Origin of the sequence: Pseudomonas sp. URIL14HWK12:I6, from assembly GCF_000514195.1 — a bacterium.
Lineage (GTDB): Bacteria > Pseudomonadota > Gammaproteobacteria > Pseudomonadales > Pseudomonadaceae > Aquipseudomonas > Aquipseudomonas putida_A.
The window spans coordinates 211,048-230,573 of sequence record NZ_AZVL01000009.1; the positions used below are offsets into that span (position 1 = coordinate 211,048).

Annotated in this window: 19 protein-coding genes; 17 read left to right on the forward strand and 2 right to left on the reverse strand. The window is 51.0% G+C overall.

The features are described from left to right. Nucleotides 1-23: 23 nt before the first annotated feature. The 17 genes from H043_RS0114270 to H043_RS0114350 all read left to right on the forward strand — a co-directional run bounded on the left by H043_RS0114270 (nt 24) and on the right by H043_RS0114350 (nt 17,068). Complete coding sequence (locus tag H043_RS0114270; RefSeq protein ID WP_027612421.1) at nt 24-2,231, forward strand: bifunctional prephenate dehydrogenase/3-phosphoshikimate 1-carboxyvinyltransferase; 2,208 nt, start codon at nt 24-26, stop codon at nt 2,229-2,231. Beyond that, entirely contained in the window at nt 2,228-2,917 is a 690-nt protein-coding gene (gene cmk / locus H043_RS0114275) for a (d)CMP kinase (protein WP_015093983.1), read from the forward strand. Before H043_RS0114270 ends, cmk begins: the two co-directional genes overlap by 4 nt. Nucleotides 2,918-3,036: 119 nt before the next feature. Next, nucleotides 3,037-4,722 (forward strand): 30S ribosomal protein S1, encoded by a 1,686-nt coding sequence (rpsA, locus tag H043_RS0114280; protein ID WP_027612422.1) that lies wholly within the window; start codon nt 3,037-3,039, stop codon nt 4,720-4,722. A gap of 216 nt (nt 4,723-4,938) precedes the next feature. Further along, nucleotides 4,939-5,217: a hypothetical protein gene (locus H043_RS0114285; protein ID WP_027612423.1), complete on the forward strand. Its 279-nt coding sequence runs from the start codon at nt 4,939-4,941 to the stop codon at nt 5,215-5,217. 152 nt (nt 5,218-5,369) lie between these two features. Next, nucleotides 5,370-5,666, forward strand: coding sequence for an integration host factor subunit beta (ihfB, locus tag H043_RS0114290; protein WP_003189779.1), 297 nt, complete (start codon nt 5,370-5,372; stop codon nt 5,664-5,666). Between the two features lie 27 nt (nt 5,667-5,693). Continuing rightward, a complete protein-coding gene (locus tag H043_RS0114295) occupies nt 5,694-5,933 on the forward strand; it encodes a LapA family protein (protein WP_027612424.1) in 240 nt (79 codons plus the stop codon). Nucleotides 5,934-6,156: 223 nt separating this feature from the next. Next, nucleotides 6,157-7,233, forward strand: a complete 1,077-nt coding sequence (gene rfbB / locus H043_RS0114300) for a dTDP-glucose 4,6-dehydratase (RefSeq protein WP_027612425.1) — start codon at nt 6,157-6,159, stop codon at nt 7,231-7,233. Continuing rightward, nucleotides 7,230-8,123: a dTDP-4-dehydrorhamnose reductase gene (rfbD, locus tag H043_RS0114305; protein ID WP_027612426.1), complete on the forward strand. Its 894-nt coding sequence runs from the start codon at nt 7,230-7,232 to the stop codon at nt 8,121-8,123. The genes rfbB and rfbD overlap by 4 nt, the downstream gene beginning before the upstream one ends. After that, entirely contained in the window at nt 8,120-9,010 is an 891-nt protein-coding gene (gene rfbA / locus H043_RS0114310; RefSeq protein ID WP_027612427.1) for a glucose-1-phosphate thymidylyltransferase RfbA, read from the forward strand. Before rfbD ends, rfbA begins: the two co-directional genes overlap by 4 nt. Before the next feature lie 29 nt (nt 9,011-9,039). Beyond that, nucleotides 9,040-9,972, forward strand: a complete 933-nt coding sequence (locus H043_RS0114315; RefSeq protein WP_027612428.1) for a glycosyltransferase family 2 protein — start codon at nt 9,040-9,042, stop codon at nt 9,970-9,972. Between the two features lie 114 nt (nt 9,973-10,086). Next, the gene (locus H043_RS0114320) at nt 10,087-11,124 is read left to right on the forward strand and encodes a glycosyltransferase (protein WP_027612429.1); all 1,038 of its coding nucleotides are present in this window, start codon (nt 10,087-10,089) and stop codon (nt 11,122-11,124) included. Beyond that, nucleotides 11,117-12,238: an FAD-dependent oxidoreductase gene (locus tag H043_RS0114325; protein WP_155953492.1), complete on the forward strand. Its 1,122-nt coding sequence runs from the start codon at nt 11,117-11,119 to the stop codon at nt 12,236-12,238. The genes H043_RS0114320 and H043_RS0114325 overlap by 8 nt, the downstream gene beginning before the upstream one ends. Next, entirely contained in the window at nt 12,219-14,246 is a 2,028-nt protein-coding gene (locus H043_RS0114330) for a hypothetical protein (RefSeq protein ID WP_027612431.1), read from the forward strand. Before H043_RS0114325 ends, H043_RS0114330 begins: the two co-directional genes overlap by 20 nt. 29 nt (nt 14,247-14,275) lie before the next feature. Beyond that, nucleotides 14,276-15,058 (forward strand): NAD-dependent epimerase/dehydratase family protein, encoded by a 783-nt coding sequence (locus H043_RS0114335; RefSeq protein WP_027612432.1) that lies wholly within the window; start codon nt 14,276-14,278, stop codon nt 15,056-15,058. Then, nucleotides 15,055-15,891 (forward strand): sugar phosphate isomerase/epimerase, encoded by an 837-nt coding sequence (locus tag H043_RS0114340; protein WP_027612433.1) that lies wholly within the window; start codon nt 15,055-15,057, stop codon nt 15,889-15,891. The genes H043_RS0114335 and H043_RS0114340 overlap by 4 nt, the downstream gene beginning before the upstream one ends. Further along, nucleotides 15,888-16,244: a multidrug transporter gene (locus H043_RS0114345; RefSeq protein WP_027612434.1), complete on the forward strand. Its 357-nt coding sequence runs from the start codon at nt 15,888-15,890 to the stop codon at nt 16,242-16,244. Before H043_RS0114340 ends, H043_RS0114345 begins: the two co-directional genes overlap by 4 nt. A gap of 14 nt (nt 16,245-16,258) precedes the next feature. After that, on the forward strand, nt 16,259-17,068 hold the full coding sequence (locus H043_RS0114350) for a glycosyltransferase family 2 protein (protein WP_049827887.1): 810 nt from the start codon (nt 16,259-16,261) through the stop codon (nt 17,066-17,068). Between the two features lie 67 nt (nt 17,069-17,135). Here H043_RS0114350 and H043_RS0114355 read toward each other — a convergent pair whose 3' ends face one another. Together H043_RS0114355 and H043_RS0114360 are read right to left on the reverse strand one after the other, a co-directional pair. After that, on the reverse strand, nt 17,136-18,083 hold the full coding sequence (locus H043_RS0114355; protein WP_027612436.1) for an NAD-dependent epimerase/dehydratase family protein: 948 nt from the start codon (nt 18,081-18,083) through the stop codon (nt 17,136-17,138). 3 nt (nt 18,084-18,086) lie between these two features. Continuing rightward, the gene (locus H043_RS0114360) at nt 18,087-19,490 is read right to left on the reverse strand and encodes a glycosyltransferase (RefSeq protein WP_049827882.1); all 1,404 of its coding nucleotides are present in this window, start codon (nt 19,488-19,490) and stop codon (nt 18,087-18,089) included. Nucleotides 19,491-19,526: the final 36 nt, after the last annotated feature.

The following is a 19,526-nucleotide window of genomic DNA, read 5'->3' on the forward strand; positions in this document are numbered from 1 at the left end:
CTGCTCTGCAATCTGCTGCACCTATGATCGGTCGCCTTGTAGTGGTCGGTCTGGGCTTGATCGGTGGTTCGTTTGCCAAAGGCTTGCGTGAAAGCGGTCTCTGCCGCGAGGTGGTCGGGGTCGATCTCGACCCGCAATCGCGCAAGCTGGCGGTCGAGTTGGGTGTGGTGGATCGTTGTGAAGATGATCTGATCGCTGCGTGTCAGGGCGCCGACGTGATTCAGCTGGCGGTGCCGATTCTGGCCATGGAGAAAGTCCTGGCTCGTCTGGCGAGCGTTGATCTGGGGCAGGCGATTCTGACCGATGTCGGCAGCGCCAAGGGCAATGTGGTGCGCGCGGCGACCGAGGCGTTTGGCGGTATGCCAGCGCGCTTCGTGCCGGGCCATCCGATTGCCGGCTCCGAGCAGAGCGGGGTGGAAGCCTCCAACTCTGAGCTGTTCCGTCGGCACAAGGTGATTCTGACGCCGCTCGAGCAGACCGACCCGGCCGCACTGGCGGTGGTTGATCGCTTGTGGCGCGAACTGGGTGCCGACGTCGAGCACATGCAGGTCGAGCGCCACGATGAAGTGTTGGCCGCGACCAGTCATCTGCCGCACCTGCTGGCCTTCGGTCTGGTCGACTCGTTGGCCAAACGCAATGAAAACCTTGAGATCTTCCGTTACGCTGCTGGCGGTTTCCGCGATTTCACAAGAATCGCCGGAAGCGACCCGGTGATGTGGCACGACATCTTCCTCGCCAACCGCGAGGCTGTCCTGCGCACACTCGATACATTTCGCAGCGACCTCGACGCCTTGCGCGACGCGGTCGATGCAGGGGATGGGCACCAATTGTTGGGCGTCTTCACGCGCGCCCGGGTTGCCCGCGAGCATTTCAGTAAAATCCTGGCCCGCAGGGCCTATGTGGACGCTATGAATTCCAACGATCTGATTTTCCTGGCTCAACCTGGTGGCCGCCTGTCCGGTCGGATTCGCGTACCAGGTGACAAATCGATTTCCCACCGCTCGATCATGCTCGGCTCGCTGGCCGAAGGCGTGACCGAGGTTGAAGGTTTCCTCGAGGGCGAAGATGCCCTGGCGACCTTGCAGGCATTTCGTGACATGGGCGTGGTCATCGAAGGCCCGCACCACGGTCGCGTGACCATTCACGGCGTCGGCCTGCACGGTCTGAAGCCTGCGCCGGGTCCGATCTATCTGGGCAACTCCGGCACCTCGATGCGTCTGTTGTCCGGCCTGTTGGCCGCGCAGAGCTTCGACAGCACCCTGACCGGCGATGCGTCGCTGTCCAAGCGTCCGATGAATCGCGTGGCCAATCCGCTGCGTGAAATGGGCGCCGTGATCGAAACCGCTGCCGAAGGTCGTCCGCCGATGACCATTCGTGGCGGGCACAAACTCAAGGGTCTGACCTACACCATGCCGATGGCCAGTGCGCAGGTGAAGTCCTGCCTGCTGCTGGCGGGTCTGTACGCCGAAGGCAAGACCACCGTGACCGAGCCGGCGCCGACCCGTGACCATACCGAACGCATGCTGCGTGGTTTCGGCTACCCGGTGAGCGTCGATGGCGCCACCGCGTCGGTCGAGTCCGGCGGCAAGCTGACTGCGACCCATATCGAAGTGCCGGGCGACATCTCGTCGTCGGCGTTCTTCCTGGTGGCCGCGTCGATCGCCGAAGGTTCCGAGCTGGTGCTGGAGCACGTTGGCATCAACCCGACCCGTACCGGCGTCATCGACATTCTGCGTCTGATGGGCGCGGACATCACTCTGGAAAACCAGCGTGAAGTTGGCGGCGAACCAGTGGCTGACCTGCGTGTGCGCGCTGCTAAACTAAAGGGTATCGAGATTCCGGAAGCGCTGGTGCCACTGGCCATTGACGAATTCCCGGTGCTGTTCGTGGCGGCGGCGTGTGCCGAAGGTCGTACCGTGCTGACCGGTGCCGAAGAGCTGCGCGTCAAGGAATCGGATCGCATTCAAGTCATGGCGGACGGCTTGCTGGCGCTGGGCGTCAAGTGCCAGCCGACTCCGGACGGCATCATCATTGATGGCGGCCAGATCGGTGGCGGCGAAGTGCATGGTCACGGTGATCACCGTATCGCCATGGCTTTCAGCGTCGCTTCGCTGCGCGCCACTGCACCGATCCGCATTCATGATTGCGCCAACGTCGCGACGTCGTTCCCGAACTTCCTCGCGCTGTGCGCGCAGGTCGGCATTCGCGTGGCTCAAGAGGCTCAGTCGTGAAAAACATTGCACCGGTCATCACCATCGATGGGCCAAGCGGTTCGGGCAAGGGCACGGTCGCCGGGATCCTGGCCAAGCGTCTGGGCTGGAATCTGCTGGACTCCGGTGCGCTGTATCGCCTGCTGGCGTTCGCTGCGCATAACCATGGTGTCGACCTGACCAATGAAGAGCTGCTGAAGAAACTGGCCGCTCATCTGGATGTGCAGTTCATCGCGGCGACCGACGGTCAACTGCAGCGCATCATTCTGGAAGGTGATGAAGTCAGCGATGTCATCCGTACCGAAAGCGTCGGTTCCGGTGCTTCTCAGGTGGCCGCATTGCCGGCGGTACGCGAGGCGCTGCTGCAGCGCCAGCGTGCTTTCCAGGAAGCGCCGGGCCTGGTGGCCGACGGTCGCGACATGGGAACGGTGGTTTTTCCGGATGCGCCGCTGAAGATTTTCCTCACTGCCAGTGCCGAGGAACGGGCGCGCCGCCGATATTTGCAGTTGAAGGGCAAAGTCGAGGGTGTTAGTCTGTCGAGTCTGCTAGATGAGATCCGTGCACGCGACGAGCGTGATACCCAGCGCGCAGTAGCCCCGCTCAAACCGGCGGCTGATGCGATACAGCTGGATTCCACGGAGTTGTCCATCGATCAGGTGCTTGAACGCATCATGAGCGAGATCGCCATTCGCGATATCGCCGGGTGACCAAGAAGGCCGCAGGGGACCAGTCATAGTCCTGCAGCGCTTCTTTTAAATGAAACTAACCCACACCGTCTGGGGTGTGGAGATGGGCGTATTCTTCGCCCTCATCTACAGGAATTAAAATGAGCGAAAGCTTTGCGGAACTCTTTGAAGAAAGCCTAAAGACCCTGAACCTTCAGGCAGGCTCCATCATCACCGGTGTTATCGTTGATATCGATTACCAGGCTCGCTGGGTAACCGTTCACGCTGGCCTGAAGTCTGAAGCACTCATCCCGCTGGAACAGTTCTACAACGACGCTGGCGACCTGACTATCAATGTCGGTGACGAAGTTCACGTTGCTCTGGACTCGGTTGAAGACGGTTTCGGTGAAACCAAGCTGTCCCGTGAAAAAGCCAAGCGCGCTGAATGCTGGATCGTTCTGGAAGCAGCCTTCGCAGCTGAGGAAGTGGTCAAGGGCGTTATCAACGGTAAGGTTAAAGGCGGCTTCACTGTCGACGTTAACGGCATCCGTGCGTTCCTGCCAGGTTCCCTGGTTGACGTCCGTCCAGTGCGCGACACCACGCACCTGGAAGGCAAAGAGCTGGAATTCAAGGTCATCAAGCTGGACCAGAAGCGCAACAACGTTGTCGTTTCCCGTCGCAGCGTCCTGGAAGCCGAGAACTCCGCCGAGCGTGAAGCTCTGCTGGAATCCCTGCAGGAAGGCCAGCAAGTCAAAGGTATCGTCAAAAACCTCACCGATTACGGCGCATTCGTCGATCTGGGTGGCGTGGACGGCCTGCTGCACATCACCGACATGGCGTGGAAGCGTATCAAGCATCCTTCCGAAATCGTCAACGTTGGTGACGAAATCGACGTCAAGGTTCTGAAATACGATCGCGAACGCAACCGTGTTTCCCTGGGCCTGAAGCAACTGGGCGAAGATCCATGGGTTGCTATCAAAGCCCGTTACCCAGAAGGCACTCGCGTTACCGCTCGTGTAACCAACCTGACCGACTACGGCTGCTTCGCTGAGTTGGAAGAAGGCGTTGAAGGTCTGGTACACGTTTCGGAAATGGACTGGACCAACAAGAACATCCACCCTTCGAAAGTCGTACAAGTCGGCGACGAAGTGGAAGTCATGGTTCTGGACATCGACGAAGAGCGTCGTCGTATCTCCCTGGGCATCAAGCAGTGCAAGTCGAACCCGTGGGAAGACTTCTCTGGCCAGTTCAACAAGGGCGACAAGATCTCCGGCACCATCAAGTCGATCACCGATTTCGGTATCTTCATTGGTCTGGACGGCGGCATCGACGGTCTGGTTCACCTGTCCGACATCTCCTGGAACGAAGTGGGCGAAGAAGCCGTACGTCGTTTCAAGAAGGGCGACGAGCTGGACACCGTCATCCTGTCGGTTGACCCAGAGCGCGAGCGCATCTCTCTGGGCATCAAGCAACTGGAAAGCGATCCGTTCTCCGAGTACGTCTCGGTTAACGACAAGGGCGCTATCGTGACCGGTACCGTGAAAGAAGTTGACGCCAAAGGCGCCATCATCGTTCTGGCCGACGACATCGAAGCAACCCTGAAAGCCTCTGAAATCAGCCGTGACCGCGTTGAAGACGCGCGCAACGTTCTGAAAGAAGGCCAGGAAGTTGAAGCCAAGATCATCAGCGTTGACCGCAAGAGCCGCGTAATCCAGCTCTCGATCAAGTCGAAAGACGATGCTGAAGAGAAAGAAGCCATCCAGAGCCTGAAAGCAGCTCCGGAAGGTGAAGCAGCTGACACCACTATGGCGGCACTGCTGCGTCAAGCAATGGCCAAACAGAACTAAGTTCTGCTTGATCATGAAAAAGGGCGACTTCGGTCGCCCTTTTTTGTGCCTGCGATTTGGTGGCGGTGCGCGCCGCGGTTTGCGTGTATCGAGGCTACGGTGAAACCAATCACTTCAACGGGTTGTCTGTTTCTTTAATCGGATCAATCGCCTATTCGCGACTAAGCTGGGTATTAGTCGTGCAGTAGTCGGGCGTTGCCTGGCATAAGGAAGTGGATGAACAGATTTATTGTCTTGATTGCGGTGTTGGTATTGGCGGGCTGCACCACAAGTGCCAAAACGCATGCTGTGCGTGGCGTCAGCGGTATCGAGATCGACTGCTCTGGTCTGGGTTCGGGGTGGGAGAAATGCCAAAAGCGCGCAGCGAAGGAGTGCAAGGGCGCGGGTTACAGGGTAATCACCCGATCTGATCAGGCCAAGGATGAAGATGAATATCCGTTTGGCTTCAATCCCGCAGGCTACGTCACTCGAACCATGCTGGTCATGTGTCGATGAGTGTTTGCTGCTTCGGCTTGTGCTTTTGTGCACTGAAAACAGGCGTTTCGGCGCCAAGGAAGATATGTCAATCCCTGGGCTGTTCAAAATCTTCCGGGCGTGCTAAAACCTTTCAAGCGCTGATCTAGCTGCTTGAAAAAGAAGGGAAAAATATGACGAAGTCGGAGTTGATCGAACGAATTGTCACCCATCAAGGGCTACTCTCATCCAAGGATGTGGAGCTGGCCATCAAGACCATGCTTGAACAAATGTCCCAATGTCTGGCCACCGGTGATCGCATCGAGATCCGTGGGTTTGGCAGCTTCTCCCTGCACTATCGTGCGCCGCGCGTCGGTCGCAATCCAAAGACTGGTCAGTCGGTTAGTCTCGACGGCAAATTCGTTCCGCATTTCAAGCCGGGCAAGGAGCTGCGTGACCGGGTGAATGAGGAAGAGGAGGAGGGGGTTTGACAGTCGCTACTTTTCAAGGAGTTACTCATGCGTAACCTCAAGCGCATACTTCTTGGTGTTTTTATTCTGCTGCTGGTGTTGGTGATTCTGGCGTTTGTTCTCGAGAACCAGCAGTCGGTTTCGCTTTTGTTTATGGGCTTTTCGGGCCCGCAGTTGCCCGTGTCGGTTGTTGCTGTGTTGGCATTGCTGATCGGCATGATGATTGGTCCTGTATTGGGCTGGTTTCTGGGGCGTTCGTCCAGGGCAGCGCGCAAACGACTGGTCTGAAAGCGACAGGCGCACGGCATCTGTCGAATTTGCGCCTTGGTCTGTCTTTATCCATTAGTAAAACCATCATTAAGCTGTAAAATGCACCCTTGTTCGATCGTGCCTAAATGCATGTCGATTTCAGACTGACTCTGACGGATGCCAACTGATGGTGGCTTCTGCATTCATGGATTAGACCGCGCTCGCAGGCAGCGCTGTCCGCAGCTCAAGGGTATCGTTTCGCGTGAAAATTCTAGTTACCGGCGGCGCCGGCTTCATTGGCTCGGCAGTCATCCGTCACATCATCTCCAATACTTCTGATTCTGTCGTCAATGTCGATAAGCTGACTTACGCTGGCAATCTGGAGTCATTGGCAGAAGTCAGCCAGAACTCCCGTTACGCTTTCGAGCGCGTCGATATCTGCGATCGTGATCAGGTTGACCGTGTCCTGCGTGAGCACCAACCGGATGCAATCATGCACCTGGCCGCAGAGTCCCACGTCGATCGTTCGATCTCCGGCCCGTCAGAATTCATCCAGACCAACATCATCGGTACTTACACGCTGCTCGAAGCTGCCCGCCACTACTGGGCAGCGCTGGATGATGCGCGTAAAGCCAGTTTCCGCTTTCACCATATTTCGACTGACGAAGTTTACGGAGACCTCGAAGGTCCGGAAGATCTCTTCACCGAAACCACGCCTTACCAGCCAAGCTCGCCATACTCGGCCAGCAAGGCTAGCTCTGATCACCTTGTTCGCGCTTGGGCACGCACCTATGGTCTGCCGACACTGGTTACCAACTGCTCGAACAACTACGGCCCTTGCCACTTCCCTGAGAAGTTGATCCCTCTGATCATTCTCAATGCACTGGAAGGCAAGCCGTTGCCGGTTTATGGCAAAGGTAATCAGGTACGTGACTGGCTGTATGTCGAAGATCACGCTCGTGCGTTGTACAAAGTCGTCACTGAAGGTGTAATTGGTGAGACTTACAACATTGGCGGTCATAACGAAAAACAAAACATCGAAGTGGTGCACACCCTCTGTGCGCTGCTTGATGAATTGCGTCCTGATTCGTCCCATCGTCCTCATGCCAGCCTGATTACCTATGTTCAGGATCGTCCTGGTCATGATGTGCGTTATGCAATCGATGCGAGCAAAATTCAGCGCGAATTGGGCTGGACTCCTGAAGAAACTTTCGAGACCGGTATTCGCAAGACTGTCGAATGGTATCTGAACAACACTGAGTGGGTTGAGCACGTGAAGAGCGGCAGTTACCAGCAGTGGATCGATCAGAACTATGCGGATCGCTCGAACAAGGCATGAAAATCCTTCTGCTGGGTAAGAACGGTCAGGTAGGTTGGGAGCTGCAGCGCTCGCTCGAGCCGCTTGGTCAGTTGATTGCGCTGGATCGCCAGACTGCCGACGGGCTGTGTGGTGATCTCACCGATCTGGCCGCCGTGCGTGCGACGATCCGACAGATCAAGCCGGATGTCATCGTCAACGCCGCTGCGTACACCGCAGTCGACAAGGCAGAATCAGAACCTGAGCTGGCCTTCATTGTGAACGGCCAAGCGATGCAGGTCTTGGCCGAAGAGGCCGCTGCTCTGAATGCCTGGCTGGTTCATTATTCAACCGATTATGTCTTCAATGGTATTGGTTCCGTTCCATGGCTGGAGACGGATGCTGTCGGCCCGGTGAATCAGTACGGTGCGAGTAAGCTGGCAGGCGAGCAGGCGATCATTGCGTCGGGCTGCAAGCATCTGATCTTCCGGACCAGTTGGGTCTACGGAGCGCGCGGCAACAACTTCGCTAGGACGATGTTGCGGCTGGCGAAGGACCGGGAAACGCTGAATGTTATCGCGGACCAGATCGGAGCTCCGACAGGGGCTGATCTGATAGCGGATGTAAGCGCTTTGGCCATTCGTCAGGCGTTGCAGCAGCCGGAGCTTTCAGGTGTTTATCACTTGGCGGCCAGCGGCGAAGTGTCTTGGCATGGGTATGCGGCTCATGTCATTGCGTTCGCTCAGGCCAATGGGGAAAAACTTGCAGTAACGGCCGTCAATCCAATCGACACGACTGCTTACCCGACTCCTGCACAACGGCCCCTGAACTCACGTCTTAATACCCAGAAGTTACGTGCCAAATTTTATCTACACTTGCCGGATTGGCAAAGTGGTGTGAACCGAATGCTTAGGGAAGTTCTGAACAAATGACCACGACAAATCGTAAAGGCATCATCCTCGCTGGTGGTTCGGGTACACGCCTGCACCCGCTGACCCTTGGCGTTTCCAAGCAGATGCTGCCGATCTACGACAAACCGATGATCTTCTATCCGCTGTCCGTGTTGATGCTGGCGGGGATGCGCGAAATCCTGATCATCTCCACGCCGGAAGATTTGCCTTGTTTTCGCAAATTGCTAGGTGATGGAAGCGTTTACGGGATCAAGCTGACCTATGCAGAACAACCTAGTCCCGACGGTCTGGCCCAGGCATTCATCATCGGTGAAGAGTTCATTGGCAAAGATCCTTGCTGCCTGATTCTTGGTGACAATATCTTTTACGGGCAGCACTTCTCGGACAATTTGCGTTCTGCGAGCACTCAGCAAACAGGCGCTACTGTCTTCGGTTATCACGTGTCTGATCCAGAGCGTTTCGGTGTTGTCGAATTCGACGAAACGGGCCGTGCTCTGAGTATTGAAGAGAAACCGCTCAAGCCTAAATCCAACTACGCTGTGACCGGGCTGTACTTCTACGATAACGATGTCGTCGAGATCGCGAAGGGCATCAAGCCATCTGAGCGTGGTGAGTTGGAAATTACTGACGTCAACCGTGCGTACCTTGAAAGAAAGACGCTGAGTGTTGAAATGCTCGGTCGTGGATTTGCCTGGCTCGATACAGGCACGCACGATTCGCTGCTTGAGGCCAGTCACTTCGTGCACACCATTGAACAGCGCCAAGGTCTCAAAGTGGCTTGTCTGGAAGAGATTGCTTACCACAATGGCTGGATCACCGCTGAGCAACTCGGTGCGCAAGCTGATGCGCTGAAGAAGACTGGTTATGGCCAGTACTTACAGAAACTCTTGGAGCCAACTAATCGCTGAAAATGGCGATTTGATGCAAAGGATGTTTTGTGAGTGCTCGCCAAAACCAAACGCCAGTAAAACCCCGAATCGCTGTTTTGCTGGCGGCCTACAATGGTGTGCGCTGGCTAGAAGAGCAAATTGAGTCAATTCGCCGCCAGACGGCGGTGGATTTGACGATTTACATCAGCGTCGATCCTTCCACTGATGGTACCGAGGAGTGGTGCGCCGCGACTGCTGCGAAGTATTCCGAAATAGTTCTTCTGCCTGTCTCCGAGGTGTTCGGGGGCGCTGCTCGCAATTTTTTCCGCCTGATTCGTGACGTCGCGTTCGACGGTTATGACTATGTTGCGTTCTCTGATCAGGATGATATTTGGGATGCGGATAAACTGGAGCGTTCCGTAGCAATGCTCCAGCACTACCAAGGCGATGCCTACTCCAGCAACGTCACTGCATTTTGGCCTGACGGCAGGACACGTGTACTGGACAAAGCACAACCTCAGGCTGAATGGGATTTCTTGTTTGAGGCTGCAGGACCCGGTTGTACTTATGTATTTCGAAGGGGGCTCGCCGACGCTTTGAAAGAGTCGATGCTACGTAACTGGGAGCTGCTTCAATCTGTCAGTCTTCATGACTGGTATTTTTATGCTTTTGCTCGTACACATGGATATAAGTGGTTTATCGACGCGCACTCAACGATGCAGTATCGCCAACACCAACACAATCAGGTCGGAGCTAATACGGGAATCAAATCCCTTATGGCAAGATATAAAGCCATCCAGGATGGATGGTGGTTTTCACAGGTCAATTTGATATCAGGCCTTGTCGGTGCGGATTTTCATCCATTCGCCTGTTCGTCGAAGCCGATGGGAAGGTTCAGGTTTTTCGCCCTTTCGCTGAATGCGTGTAAATGTCGCCGTCGTGTGCGAGATAAAATATTCTTCTTTTTTGTTTGCTGTCTCAGGGTTATAGCTGGCGGATAAAGAGGTCTTTTTGGTGACTTGTCAGCGAATGACTCGTCGAGAAATTAAAGTCTCTATATATAGAGATGGTGTTTTGAAGGGCTATTTGTATTTTTTGTCTAGAGGGATGATGGCATGAATTTTTTTCCTTGTTTTATATCCATTGTTTTTGTGGTTCGGAACCAGGCACTGGATCTTGAAAGTATCATCACGAATGCCACTAATGTGATTTCGGATATCGTACGTGATTACGAAATAATAATCGTCGACAATGCTTCTGAAGACGAAAGTATTTCGGTGATGAAGCGTCTGACAAGTGAAGATGGAATCGCAAATCTCCAGGTTTACGCACTCACCAAAGAAGTAGATTCGGACACTGCTTCCTGGGTGGGGCTTGAAAGTGCGTTGGGTGATTTTGTTGCGGTCATTGATCCACTTACCGACAGCATTGAATTTTTACCGACTATGCTCAAAAAGGCGATCGATGGTGTAGATGTTGTTTTTGCCAATAACGAGCAAAAAAACTCTCAAAGTCTCGCTTACAGAGGCGCGTTTGCTGTTTTCCATGGCCTGTACAATCACTTCAATGGGGTGCATCTTGCAAAAGAGGCTCCACAATTTCGATTGCTTAGCAAGAAAGTGATTAACTTCATCTTGCAGCATCCTCAGTCGGCTATGACGTATCGTCACCTTCCAGCGACGGGAGGTTTCTCCCAAGTGCGGCTTTCATATAGTGCACCGCCAAAAACGTCCCAACCCAAGCGTTTGGCAGAGAGTATTGATAGGGGAATGCGGCTGTTGGTATCGACTACCAGAGCGCCCATGCGTCTTGTTACCTCTCTTTCGTTGTTTGGCGCGATGGCGAATTTGTTTTATTGTATCTATGTTATTTCGGTTGGCCTGTTTAAAACCAATGTTGCTCCAGGATGGATTAGTGTTTCACTTCAGCAGTCGGGAATGTTTTTCCTGATTTCATTGGTACTGCTTGTGCTTGGGGAATATATCCTGCATATGGCGAGTCTGTCTAATGAGGCGCCGTTGTACCATGTCGCACAAGAGTTGACGAGTTCCAAGATCACACGGCGTGAAAAACTGAATATCGAGGAGGTTTCGATCTCTTCTAAAGATGGCTCCGTTTTAGTTGGCGAGCGGAGTAATAATGCCAATGTCTGAGACGGATTTCGATGCGGTAGTTATTGGTGCAGGCTTTTATGGCTGCGCCATCGCTATTTATCTCGCAAAAAATCGTGGCTTCGAAAGAGTTCTGGTTGTAGAGAGAGAGGCATCTCTTCTAAAACGAGCATCCTATAATAATCAAGCGCGAGTGCATAACGGATATCACTATCCGAGAAGCTTTACTACCGCATTTCGCAGTCGTCTGAATCTGCCAAAGTTTGTGCAAGATTGGCCTGAGGCTATAAATCAGGAATTTACCAAGCTATATGCTATTTCCAGACGTAACTCAAAGGTTACAGCGAAACAGTTTGTTCGATTCTGTGCTGATATTGGGGCGGAGGTACATGCGCCAGATCCGGAAATGCGAAAGCTATTCGATCCACGTCTGATTGAGCAGGTTTATTTGGTCAAGGAGTATGCTTTCAACTCTGATCTTGTTGCCAAGAGGGCTCTCGGTGAGTTGCAAGATCTAGGTGTAAATTTGTTGCTTGAAACCGAAGTAGAGTCTATCTCCAAGGCGGTGAATGGTGAGCTTGGTGTTATCTTCAAGAGTAAGGATGGCAATTTCAGCTCCGTGTCCAGTCGATATATTTTTAACTGCAGTTACAGCGGAATCAATCAGTTGAAGGGTGATTTTCCGGGTATAAGGACGAAGTTGAAACAGGAAATTACCGAGATGGCACTTATGGATATGCCGGCTCCCTTGAAGGGCCTGGGTATTACTGTTATGGATGGGCCTTTTTTCTCGTTGATGCCATTTCCGGCAAGAAATCTTCACACACTTTCTCATGTCAGATACACGCCACACCTTCAGTGGGTGGATGAGCCTGGGATAAGCCCTTATGGAAAACTAAACGATTACAGAAGGGTTTCACAAGTTGACCGTATGGTGCGAGATGTATCCAGATATCTTCCATCACTTTCAACGGCGAAATATGTGGAGTCATTGTTTGAAGTCAAGACAATTCTAATGAAAAACGAAAGTGATGATGGTCGGCCAATTTTGTTTGAAAAATACGAAGATTTACCAAAGTGTTTTTCAATTCTTGGTGGAAAGATCGATAATATTTATGATGTGCTGGAGAAGCTAGATGCTGAACGCCTTGATTAATGGGAAGGTGAGTTTATTAAAACTCTTTGCCATGGTGATAGTAGCTACGCTAAGTTTTCAGCTTAATTTTTTTAATTTTGCTAATGACTATTTTTTTGATAGTTTCGATAAAGGCTCTCAAGCGCTGGTGCTAGGAGGGATTTTTGCGGATGATTCTGGTCTGGATAAGGGCGGTTCCCATATAGGTTTCATGTCGATTGGGCAGAAATTCGATTACAGCCAAAATATGTTGGACGCTTATCCCGTATTTGCCGGCGAGGCTGCTGGCAAGGATATTTATTATTCACCCTATAAGTCACAGTATGGTGTTCAAGGGCTGTTCTTCTCAGCTTCTTATTCTTTGTTTGGTCTTCATTCGGTCGCAGAACTGCAATTATTGAATTCTGTTTTGTTTGCACTGATTGTCGGGTTGCTCACACTGTTGTATGCGAAAGTATATAATGGGCGTTTTGCCGCAATTTTTTTTGTTGTGATGATCAGTTCTCCTTGGGTCATTGCTTTCGCAAGAAACCTTTATTGGGTCCCCGTGCTGTGGTTTTTACCTGCGGTATTTGCGGCGTTAGCATACAAGTCTAATGAGCGTGCCAAGAAATTCATGTTTTGCGGCCTTACTGGTGCGGCAGTTTTTCTGAAGAGTTTGGCAGGTTATGAGTACCTCTCCGCGATTACGCTATTCGCCTGTTCTGTATTCCTTATCGCTCCCTTTTTTCGCGAGGAGCGTCCTGACCATCGGCGTAATCTGAAATTTTTTGTACTCACCTTCGCATTATGCGTACTCGGTTTTGTTTTTGCTCTATTGCTTCATGCGGGAATGCGCGGTGACACGATTGTCGCTGGACTGCAAAATATCTTTGAGCAGGATGTCAAGCGACGTACGTATGGTGATCCATCTACCTTTGATGACGTATTCAAAGCGTCGCTTCAAAGTTCTCCGCTAGATGTAGTGAAACGCTATATCAATATCTGGGAAACTGCGGTTTTTTTCTATCTGCCAGGTGCCTTGTTCAAGTGGTTGATTCTACTTTCTCTGACTGGATTTTTATATGCTTCTATTTCCAGGCGCCAGTTCGATTTTAAAAATGGCATAACCCTATTTGTTTTTTTTAGCGCTTCCGCTTCCTGGCTGATTCTTGCCAAAGGGCACTCCTACATCCATACTCAATTAAACTACGTTTTATGGTATTTCGGGTTTGTCCAGGCTCTGGCCTACGTTTTGATTTCTTACTTTGTTTTGTGTGTTGAGGATTTAAAGCTATCGTTAAAGCAGCGCTCGCCGCATAAACCCGTGATGATGCTTCTTCATGTCTTGGTAATGCTGGCTTTTGTTAGCTTCAGTTTTAATTATGAGCAAGGAAAGGTATTCGAACAGAGTTTGGCCGCGCTGGAGTTGGACCCAAGCAGTGAGATAAAAACATCGGTCGGGATCGTTGCAAAAGTTACACTGAGTGGAGAGTTGGCTCTGTACTCGCGCGATTGCCGCCGGTTTGATAAAAGTAAGACATTTTACTTGCATGTATATAAGACCGGGGCTTCATCAGGCACTGATCAATTTGAAAATCTGGATTTCGAATGGCAGCGATTCGAGGTGCCTACCCCTTATTGGCCTTCTCGGCATTCAGTATCGTGCATTGCCCTGGTGAAGTTACCAAACTATAGTATAAGCAAGATTGATTTTGGTCAGTATTCAATAGTGAACGGGTCAATCAACATCATATGGCGGGATTCAATGCTTGTTGATAAGCAACTCCAGGCGAAAACATTTGCTGCTTTCAATCTTACTGATGCGAATTGGGTGAACGGGGTTTCCGGAACACGATTTTTTGTCAAAAATGATTTTTCAAATAGACAGTCATTGGTTGTTGGTGCTGGAATATATTTTTCCGATGCCGGAGTGCGAGAGATTACTGCGTTGGAGTACAGTGAACAGTATATTAATGTGACTGTCAGTGGTAATCCTTTAAATCCAAACCTGGATGGTTATCCTCATCTAATTGAGGTTAAACAGTGATTATCAATGTCGCCCGTAAGGAGGATACGATGGCTAGTGCACTCATTGGTTACAGTGGATTTGTCGGCGGGACACTATTAAATCAAACCCATTTTGATTGTCTCTACCGATCCACGAATATTGCCGATATTCAGGGGCAGCAATTTGATACCGTCGTCTGCTCTGGCGCCCCCGCGCAAAAGTGGATTGCCAACTCGCAGCCGGAAGCCGATCTCGAAAATATACGTGGGCTGATTGAAGTCCTCAAGACCGTCAAATGTAAACGATTCATTTTGATCAGTACTGTAGATGTTTTCATGAAGGCAGTCGATGTTGATGAAAATACGCACGTTGATGAAATCGGGCTTCATCCTTACGGCCTGAATAGGAGGATGCTAGAGAAGTTTGTTGAAGGTCATTTTTCTGAGCATCTGATTGTCCGCCTTCCCGGGTTAGTTGGACCTGGTTTACGGAAAAATATTATTTACGACTTTCTCAATCGGAATAACCTTGAAGCTATCGATAGTCGGGGTGTTTTTCAATTCTATCCGATGGTTAATCTTTGGTATGATATATCGATCGCGCTTAGTTCGGGTTTGAAACTTGTTCATTTGACCGCTGCTCCCGTATCTGTTGGACATATATCCGAGCTCGGCTTTGGTGTTGAATTTGATAATGTAAAAGATCAGCCTGCGGCTGTTTACAATATGCAGACTAATCATGCTCATTTGTTCGGCGGCAGTGGTCGTTACCAGTATAGTTCGCGGGAAACCATTCAGGCGGTCAGGGCCTATGTTCAGTCCGAACCGAAGATAGAGAACCTTGCGCAATGAGGCTATCTATCTCAAATATTGCATGGGATCCGCAGGACGACGAAAGCGTCGCGGGACTACTGAAGCAATACTCGGTTGATGCCATCGATGTGGCCCCAAGCAAATATTTTCCTGATCTGGCTAACGCTCGAAAAGAAGATATATTGAGCGTCCGAGACTGGTGGAAAGCCAAGGGGGTGGAAATAACCGGTATGCAGTCTTTGCTCTTTGGGACAACCGGATTGAATGTGTTCGGTTCTGACCGCAGCAGAGGTGAGCTGATCAAGCATTTGTCTCATGTGTGTCGTGTCGGCCAAGGCCTGGGTGCAAAATTTCTGGTTTTCGGATCTCCAAAAAACAGGGATCGAAGTGGATTGTCAGACAACGAAGTATCCTCAATTGCGATTCCTTTTTTTCGCGCAATTGGAGACATCGCTGGGGAATATGGCACTACCATTTGTTTGGAACCGAATCCGGTCTGCTATGGCGCAAACTATATGGTAACCAATACTGAGACCGCGCAAGTCGTCCGGGAAGTCGATCACCCCTTTATCAGGATGCAGTTTGATACTGGGGCAATAACGATTTCCAATGAAGAGCCTTTATTAACACTTGATCAGTGTGCAGATATTATTGGCCATGTTCACGCCAGTGAGCCCAACCTGGTGCCGTTAGGGGATGGTACTACCGATCATGTAACGATGAGCCGTATTCTCCACGAGCGTTTGCCTAATCATGTCGTCTGCATTGAGATGTTGGGGCTGAAGAGCGAACCGAATCCGGTATCAATAGAGCGCGCATTAGGCGTTGCTGTCAGTTGCTACCGAGAAAACTTATCCGGGTGCGCTTCATGAAGTGGATAATCCTGATAGTGGGGATTTTGTCGAATGCGTCTGCCAGCGTATTAATTAAAATGGCGATGATGGCGCCACGTAAATTCCCTTCATTTTCCGATCCCTTTGCGGCGCTGACGAACTGGCCTTTTTGGCTGGGCTTGGGATTGTACGGTACGGCATTTCTCCTTTACGCAGCTGCGTTGGCGCGTTTACCGTTGAACGTAGCGCACCCGGTTCTCACCGCCGGTGCTGTTGCAGCCGTTGCTATCTCTTCAGTGCTTGTCTTCAGAGAGCCGTTCCATACCACGACATTGGCAGGGATTGTCTTGGTAATTATCGGTGTGTTCTTGATCACACTTCGCTCGACTTAATGGTAACGATGAACATGATTACAGATAAAACCGATAAGACTCGCCTCAGTTGGGACGTGCCCGCGTACGAAGAAAGCCTGTGGCTGGGTCGATCGAAGCGTTGGTGTGTCGTGATTCCGGTCATTAACGAAGGTGATCGAATCAGAAGCCTTCTAGATAGAATGAGTCGCCTGACTATTAGTGAACATGCCGACATCATTATCGTAGACGGTGGCAGTACTGATAACTCACTCGATGCGGAGTTTCTGCGTCGCAACGAGGTCCGCGGATTATTAATCAAGCGTGGACCAGGCAAGCTGAGTGCGCAGTTACGCTGCGCCTATGCCTTCGCTCTTGATCAAGGGTATGAGGGAATTGTTACTATTGACGGTAATGACAAAGATGATCCGGACGCCATACCGCAATTCATCGCCGAGCTAGATAAAGGAACAGATTTCGTGCAAGCCTCCAGATTCCTGGAAGGCGGCGTTGCAGAAAATACGCCGAAATCGAGAGACCTGGCCATTCGATTGATTCATGCACCCTTACTGAGTCTTTCGTCGGGGTTTAAGTGGACAGACACCACTCAGGGGTTCCGGGCCTATAGTCGCAAGATGCTGCTGGATACCAGGATTTTGCCATTTCGCAATGTCTTTATGACATACGAATTGCTTGCATACCTTAGCTACAGGGCTCCCAAACTCGGTTTCCAATGCAAAGAATTGGCGACGGTGAGGCGATATCCGATCGGCAAAGTTCCAACTAAAATCAACGGAATTAAGGGGAATCTAGCTGTGTTGGCGGTACTTTTCCGCGCATGCAGTGGATATTACAATCCCAAGTAACAGTCTCCAATTTTTTACTCTGTAGACGGGGCAAGCGGTTTTTGCCCCGTTGATTTGATGGTTTAACTTAACCTTTGTTCTTTTCGGTTGTCAGGCTATCAATGTACCAGTTAATTGTGTGCCTCAGCCCATCATGAAGACTGAACTCTGCCTTCCAACCAAGTTCCCTTTCTGCAAGCGAACAATTAAGTACGTTGATAGGTACATCGAAAGCTCGTGCGGGCATGAAGTTACGAGTCACCGCGTTATCAGTTATCTTCTCAATAAGATCGATCAGCGCGTTAAGTGATGTCCCTTCGCCTGAGCCGATGTTAAAAACAATCTCAGAGCCTTGGTACTTGAGGGCTTTCGAGAATGCGTTGGCGATATCTTTTATATATATATAGTCTCGCGTAACCGAGCCATCTCCCCAGATGTCTATGGTTTTTCCCGCTGTCGCTCTGCTTACAAAAGCTGCAATTGCACCTTGTGCCGTTTCAATTCGTTGTCTTTCGCCATAAGGGTTGGCAACCCTTAAAATCACCGGTTTGATGTTGTGGAGCTTCTTGTAGAGATACAGGTATTTTTCGATGGTGAGTTTGCTGATGCCGTAGGATACTTCTGGATCAGTGGGGTGTTCTTCGGAAAGTGGGCATTGTACGGGCTTCCCGTAAACGGTACCACCTGATGATATAAACACGATCTGCTCAACCTTTTGCTCCACCATCACATTCAGCATGTTCAGTGTCGCAATGACATTCGTTTGAATGTCATAAATAGGATCATCATTAGAAGATTTAGGAAGGGTAGTAGATACCAAGTGGAGTACCCCATCTACGCCTTTGATCGCTTCTTCAAGGTCGTGTTTGCTCTGAAGATCTCCAGCGATCCATTCAACGTTCTCATGGGCCTCGAACACGCGGTACGGAGGGACTCGGGGCCTTTCGAAGATTCGCAGGCTGTGGCCCTCTGCAAGGAGCTTGTCCGCTATGTTCGAGCCGATGAAGCCACCGCCGCCGAAAATTACATACTTCATAATTTATTCCAATTTTTCATGAATTTGCATGAGATCCGCATATACACCCGATAGTACGCTGATGTAGGCGTGCAGCGGCTCACCGGCTATCCTTCCTGCGCCATGATTGTGGGCGTGCTCATTATTCAATGCAAGGCACGACCGGAGACTTTGCGCCAATTCTTCGGCGTTTCCAGGCTCGAATACTGTTACGTTATCCTTTTCCCCCAAGTATTCAGTTATTCCCGTTACGTCGCTTGCGATGATGGGGGTTCCGCAAGCCAAAGCATTCAATAACACGAGCGGCGCGTTTTCTCTCCATGTAGAAGGGATGACCAGTACATCCAGCGAGTGCAAAACGCTACCAATTCGTTCGTGAGGGAAAGTTCCCATGAACCGAACTCGTGGATCATTCTGAATAATCCCGTCGAGATTTTTCACGTAATCCGGGTTTTGTTGTGTATCGCCGTAAATGACAACGTCCGCGTCCATGTTTGGAAGTTGCTTGATGGCCTGCAGGAGAACATGACAACCCTTGTGGTTTGTCAGCGTTCCAATAAAACCGATAGTGGGAGTCTTTCCTGTCGCTTTGATTCGATCCAGATCAACTGGATAGATGATTGGCGGCTGGATTCCGTATTTGAGGCGTCTGATTTTGTGCTGGGGGATTCCCGCGTTGATCAGTAAATGTTCTATGAATAGTGTAGGCGGTAAAATTTTATCAATTTTGAGCATGGCTTGGGCAATGGTCTGCTCACGATTGCGAAGATCCTTCATGGCCAGCATGATGTTCTTGAAGCGGGTATTGATTGGCGCGGACGCAGCCAGCATCAACGCGGAAAATAGTACCTGAGGCGTATGCGCCAAAAGCCGGCGCATGGTGCCCTTCTGGTTATTAATGGCTACGTGTTTGAGGCAGTTACTTGCCAAAAGACTTGGTCCAGAGCACTCATTCTGACCCCAGGGTTTCACCAGCTGACAGGATCGGCAGTTGATCCAGTAGTCGGTAGGGGTGTAAACCGTTGGAATATTCTTGTCAACGCACGCTTGAAGTGCTGATATCGTCAGGTTTTTGAAATGAAAGAAATGCACTAGATTCGGTTGGAAGTGATCAAGCAGACTTTTGAAGGGGGCGTATACCGCACGGTTGTTGTATTCATCCACTAGTGTAGTGCTGGAGAACTTCCCTGCGACGTAGGGCACCAGTAGTTGATGAACCCTGAAGCCTTCATGATCGTAAGAAGCAAGACTCAGGTTTTCTTCTCCCTGAAGCTGCGCCGTCACAATTTCAACAATGTAGCCTTCGTCTCTCAGTGCCTGAGCAGTCGATAATGTAAGCACTTCTGTTCCCGCAGAAAATTGCGGAAAAAACTGATGAACGCACAGCAGAATACGTTTGCCATTGGCAAAAGGCGTTTCACCTTGCATGGTGGTCAACAGCGCTGCGTATTTTGATAATTTCGA

Excerpts from the sequence above, each read along its gene's own strand:
- H043_RS0114320 (WP_027612429.1), top strand. The coding sequence starts at position 10,087 with ATGAATTTTTTTCCTTGTTTTATATCCATTGTTTTTGTGGTTCGGAAC.
- H043_RS0114335 (WP_027612432.1), top strand. The coding sequence starts at position 14,276 with ATGGCTAGTGCACTCATTGGTTACAGTGGATTTGTCGGCGGGACACTA.
- H043_RS0114360 (WP_049827882.1), bottom strand. The coding sequence starts at position 19,490 with ATGCAAGGTGAAACGCCTTTTGCCAATGGCAAACGTATTCTGCTGTGC.
- H043_RS0114330 (WP_027612431.1), top strand. The coding sequence starts at position 12,219 with ATGCTGAACGCCTTGATTAATGGGAAGGTGAGTTTATTAAAACTCTTT.
- H043_RS0114285 (WP_027612423.1), top strand. The coding sequence starts at position 4,939 with ATGAACAGATTTATTGTCTTGATTGCGGTGTTGGTATTGGCGGGCTGC.
- H043_RS0114295 (WP_027612424.1), top strand. The coding sequence starts at position 5,694 with ATGCGTAACCTCAAGCGCATACTTCTTGGTGTTTTTATTCTGCTGCTG.
- H043_RS0114270 (WP_027612421.1), top strand. The coding sequence starts at position 24 with ATGATCGGTCGCCTTGTAGTGGTCGGTCTGGGCTTGATCGGTGGTTCG.
- H043_RS0114345 (WP_027612434.1), top strand. The coding sequence starts at position 15,888 with ATGAAGTGGATAATCCTGATAGTGGGGATTTTGTCGAATGCGTCTGCC.
- rpsA (WP_027612422.1), top strand. The coding sequence starts at position 3,037 with ATGAGCGAAAGCTTTGCGGAACTCTTTGAAGAAAGCCTAAAGACCCTG.
- ihfB (WP_003189779.1), top strand. The coding sequence starts at position 5,370 with ATGACGAAGTCGGAGTTGATCGAACGAATTGTCACCCATCAAGGGCTA.
- rfbD (WP_027612426.1), top strand. The coding sequence starts at position 7,230 with ATGAAAATCCTTCTGCTGGGTAAGAACGGTCAGGTAGGTTGGGAGCTG.
- H043_RS0114355 (WP_027612436.1), bottom strand. The coding sequence starts at position 18,083 with ATGAAGTATGTAATTTTCGGCGGCGGTGGCTTCATCGGCTCGAACATA.
- rfbA (WP_027612427.1), top strand. The coding sequence starts at position 8,120 with ATGACCACGACAAATCGTAAAGGCATCATCCTCGCTGGTGGTTCGGGT.
- H043_RS0114325 (WP_155953492.1), top strand. The coding sequence starts at position 11,117 with ATGTCTGAGACGGATTTCGATGCGGTAGTTATTGGTGCAGGCTTTTAT.
- H043_RS0114350 (WP_049827887.1), top strand. The coding sequence starts at position 16,259 with ATGATTACAGATAAAACCGATAAGACTCGCCTCAGTTGGGACGTGCCC.
- H043_RS0114340 (WP_027612433.1), top strand. The coding sequence starts at position 15,055 with ATGAGGCTATCTATCTCAAATATTGCATGGGATCCGCAGGACGACGAA.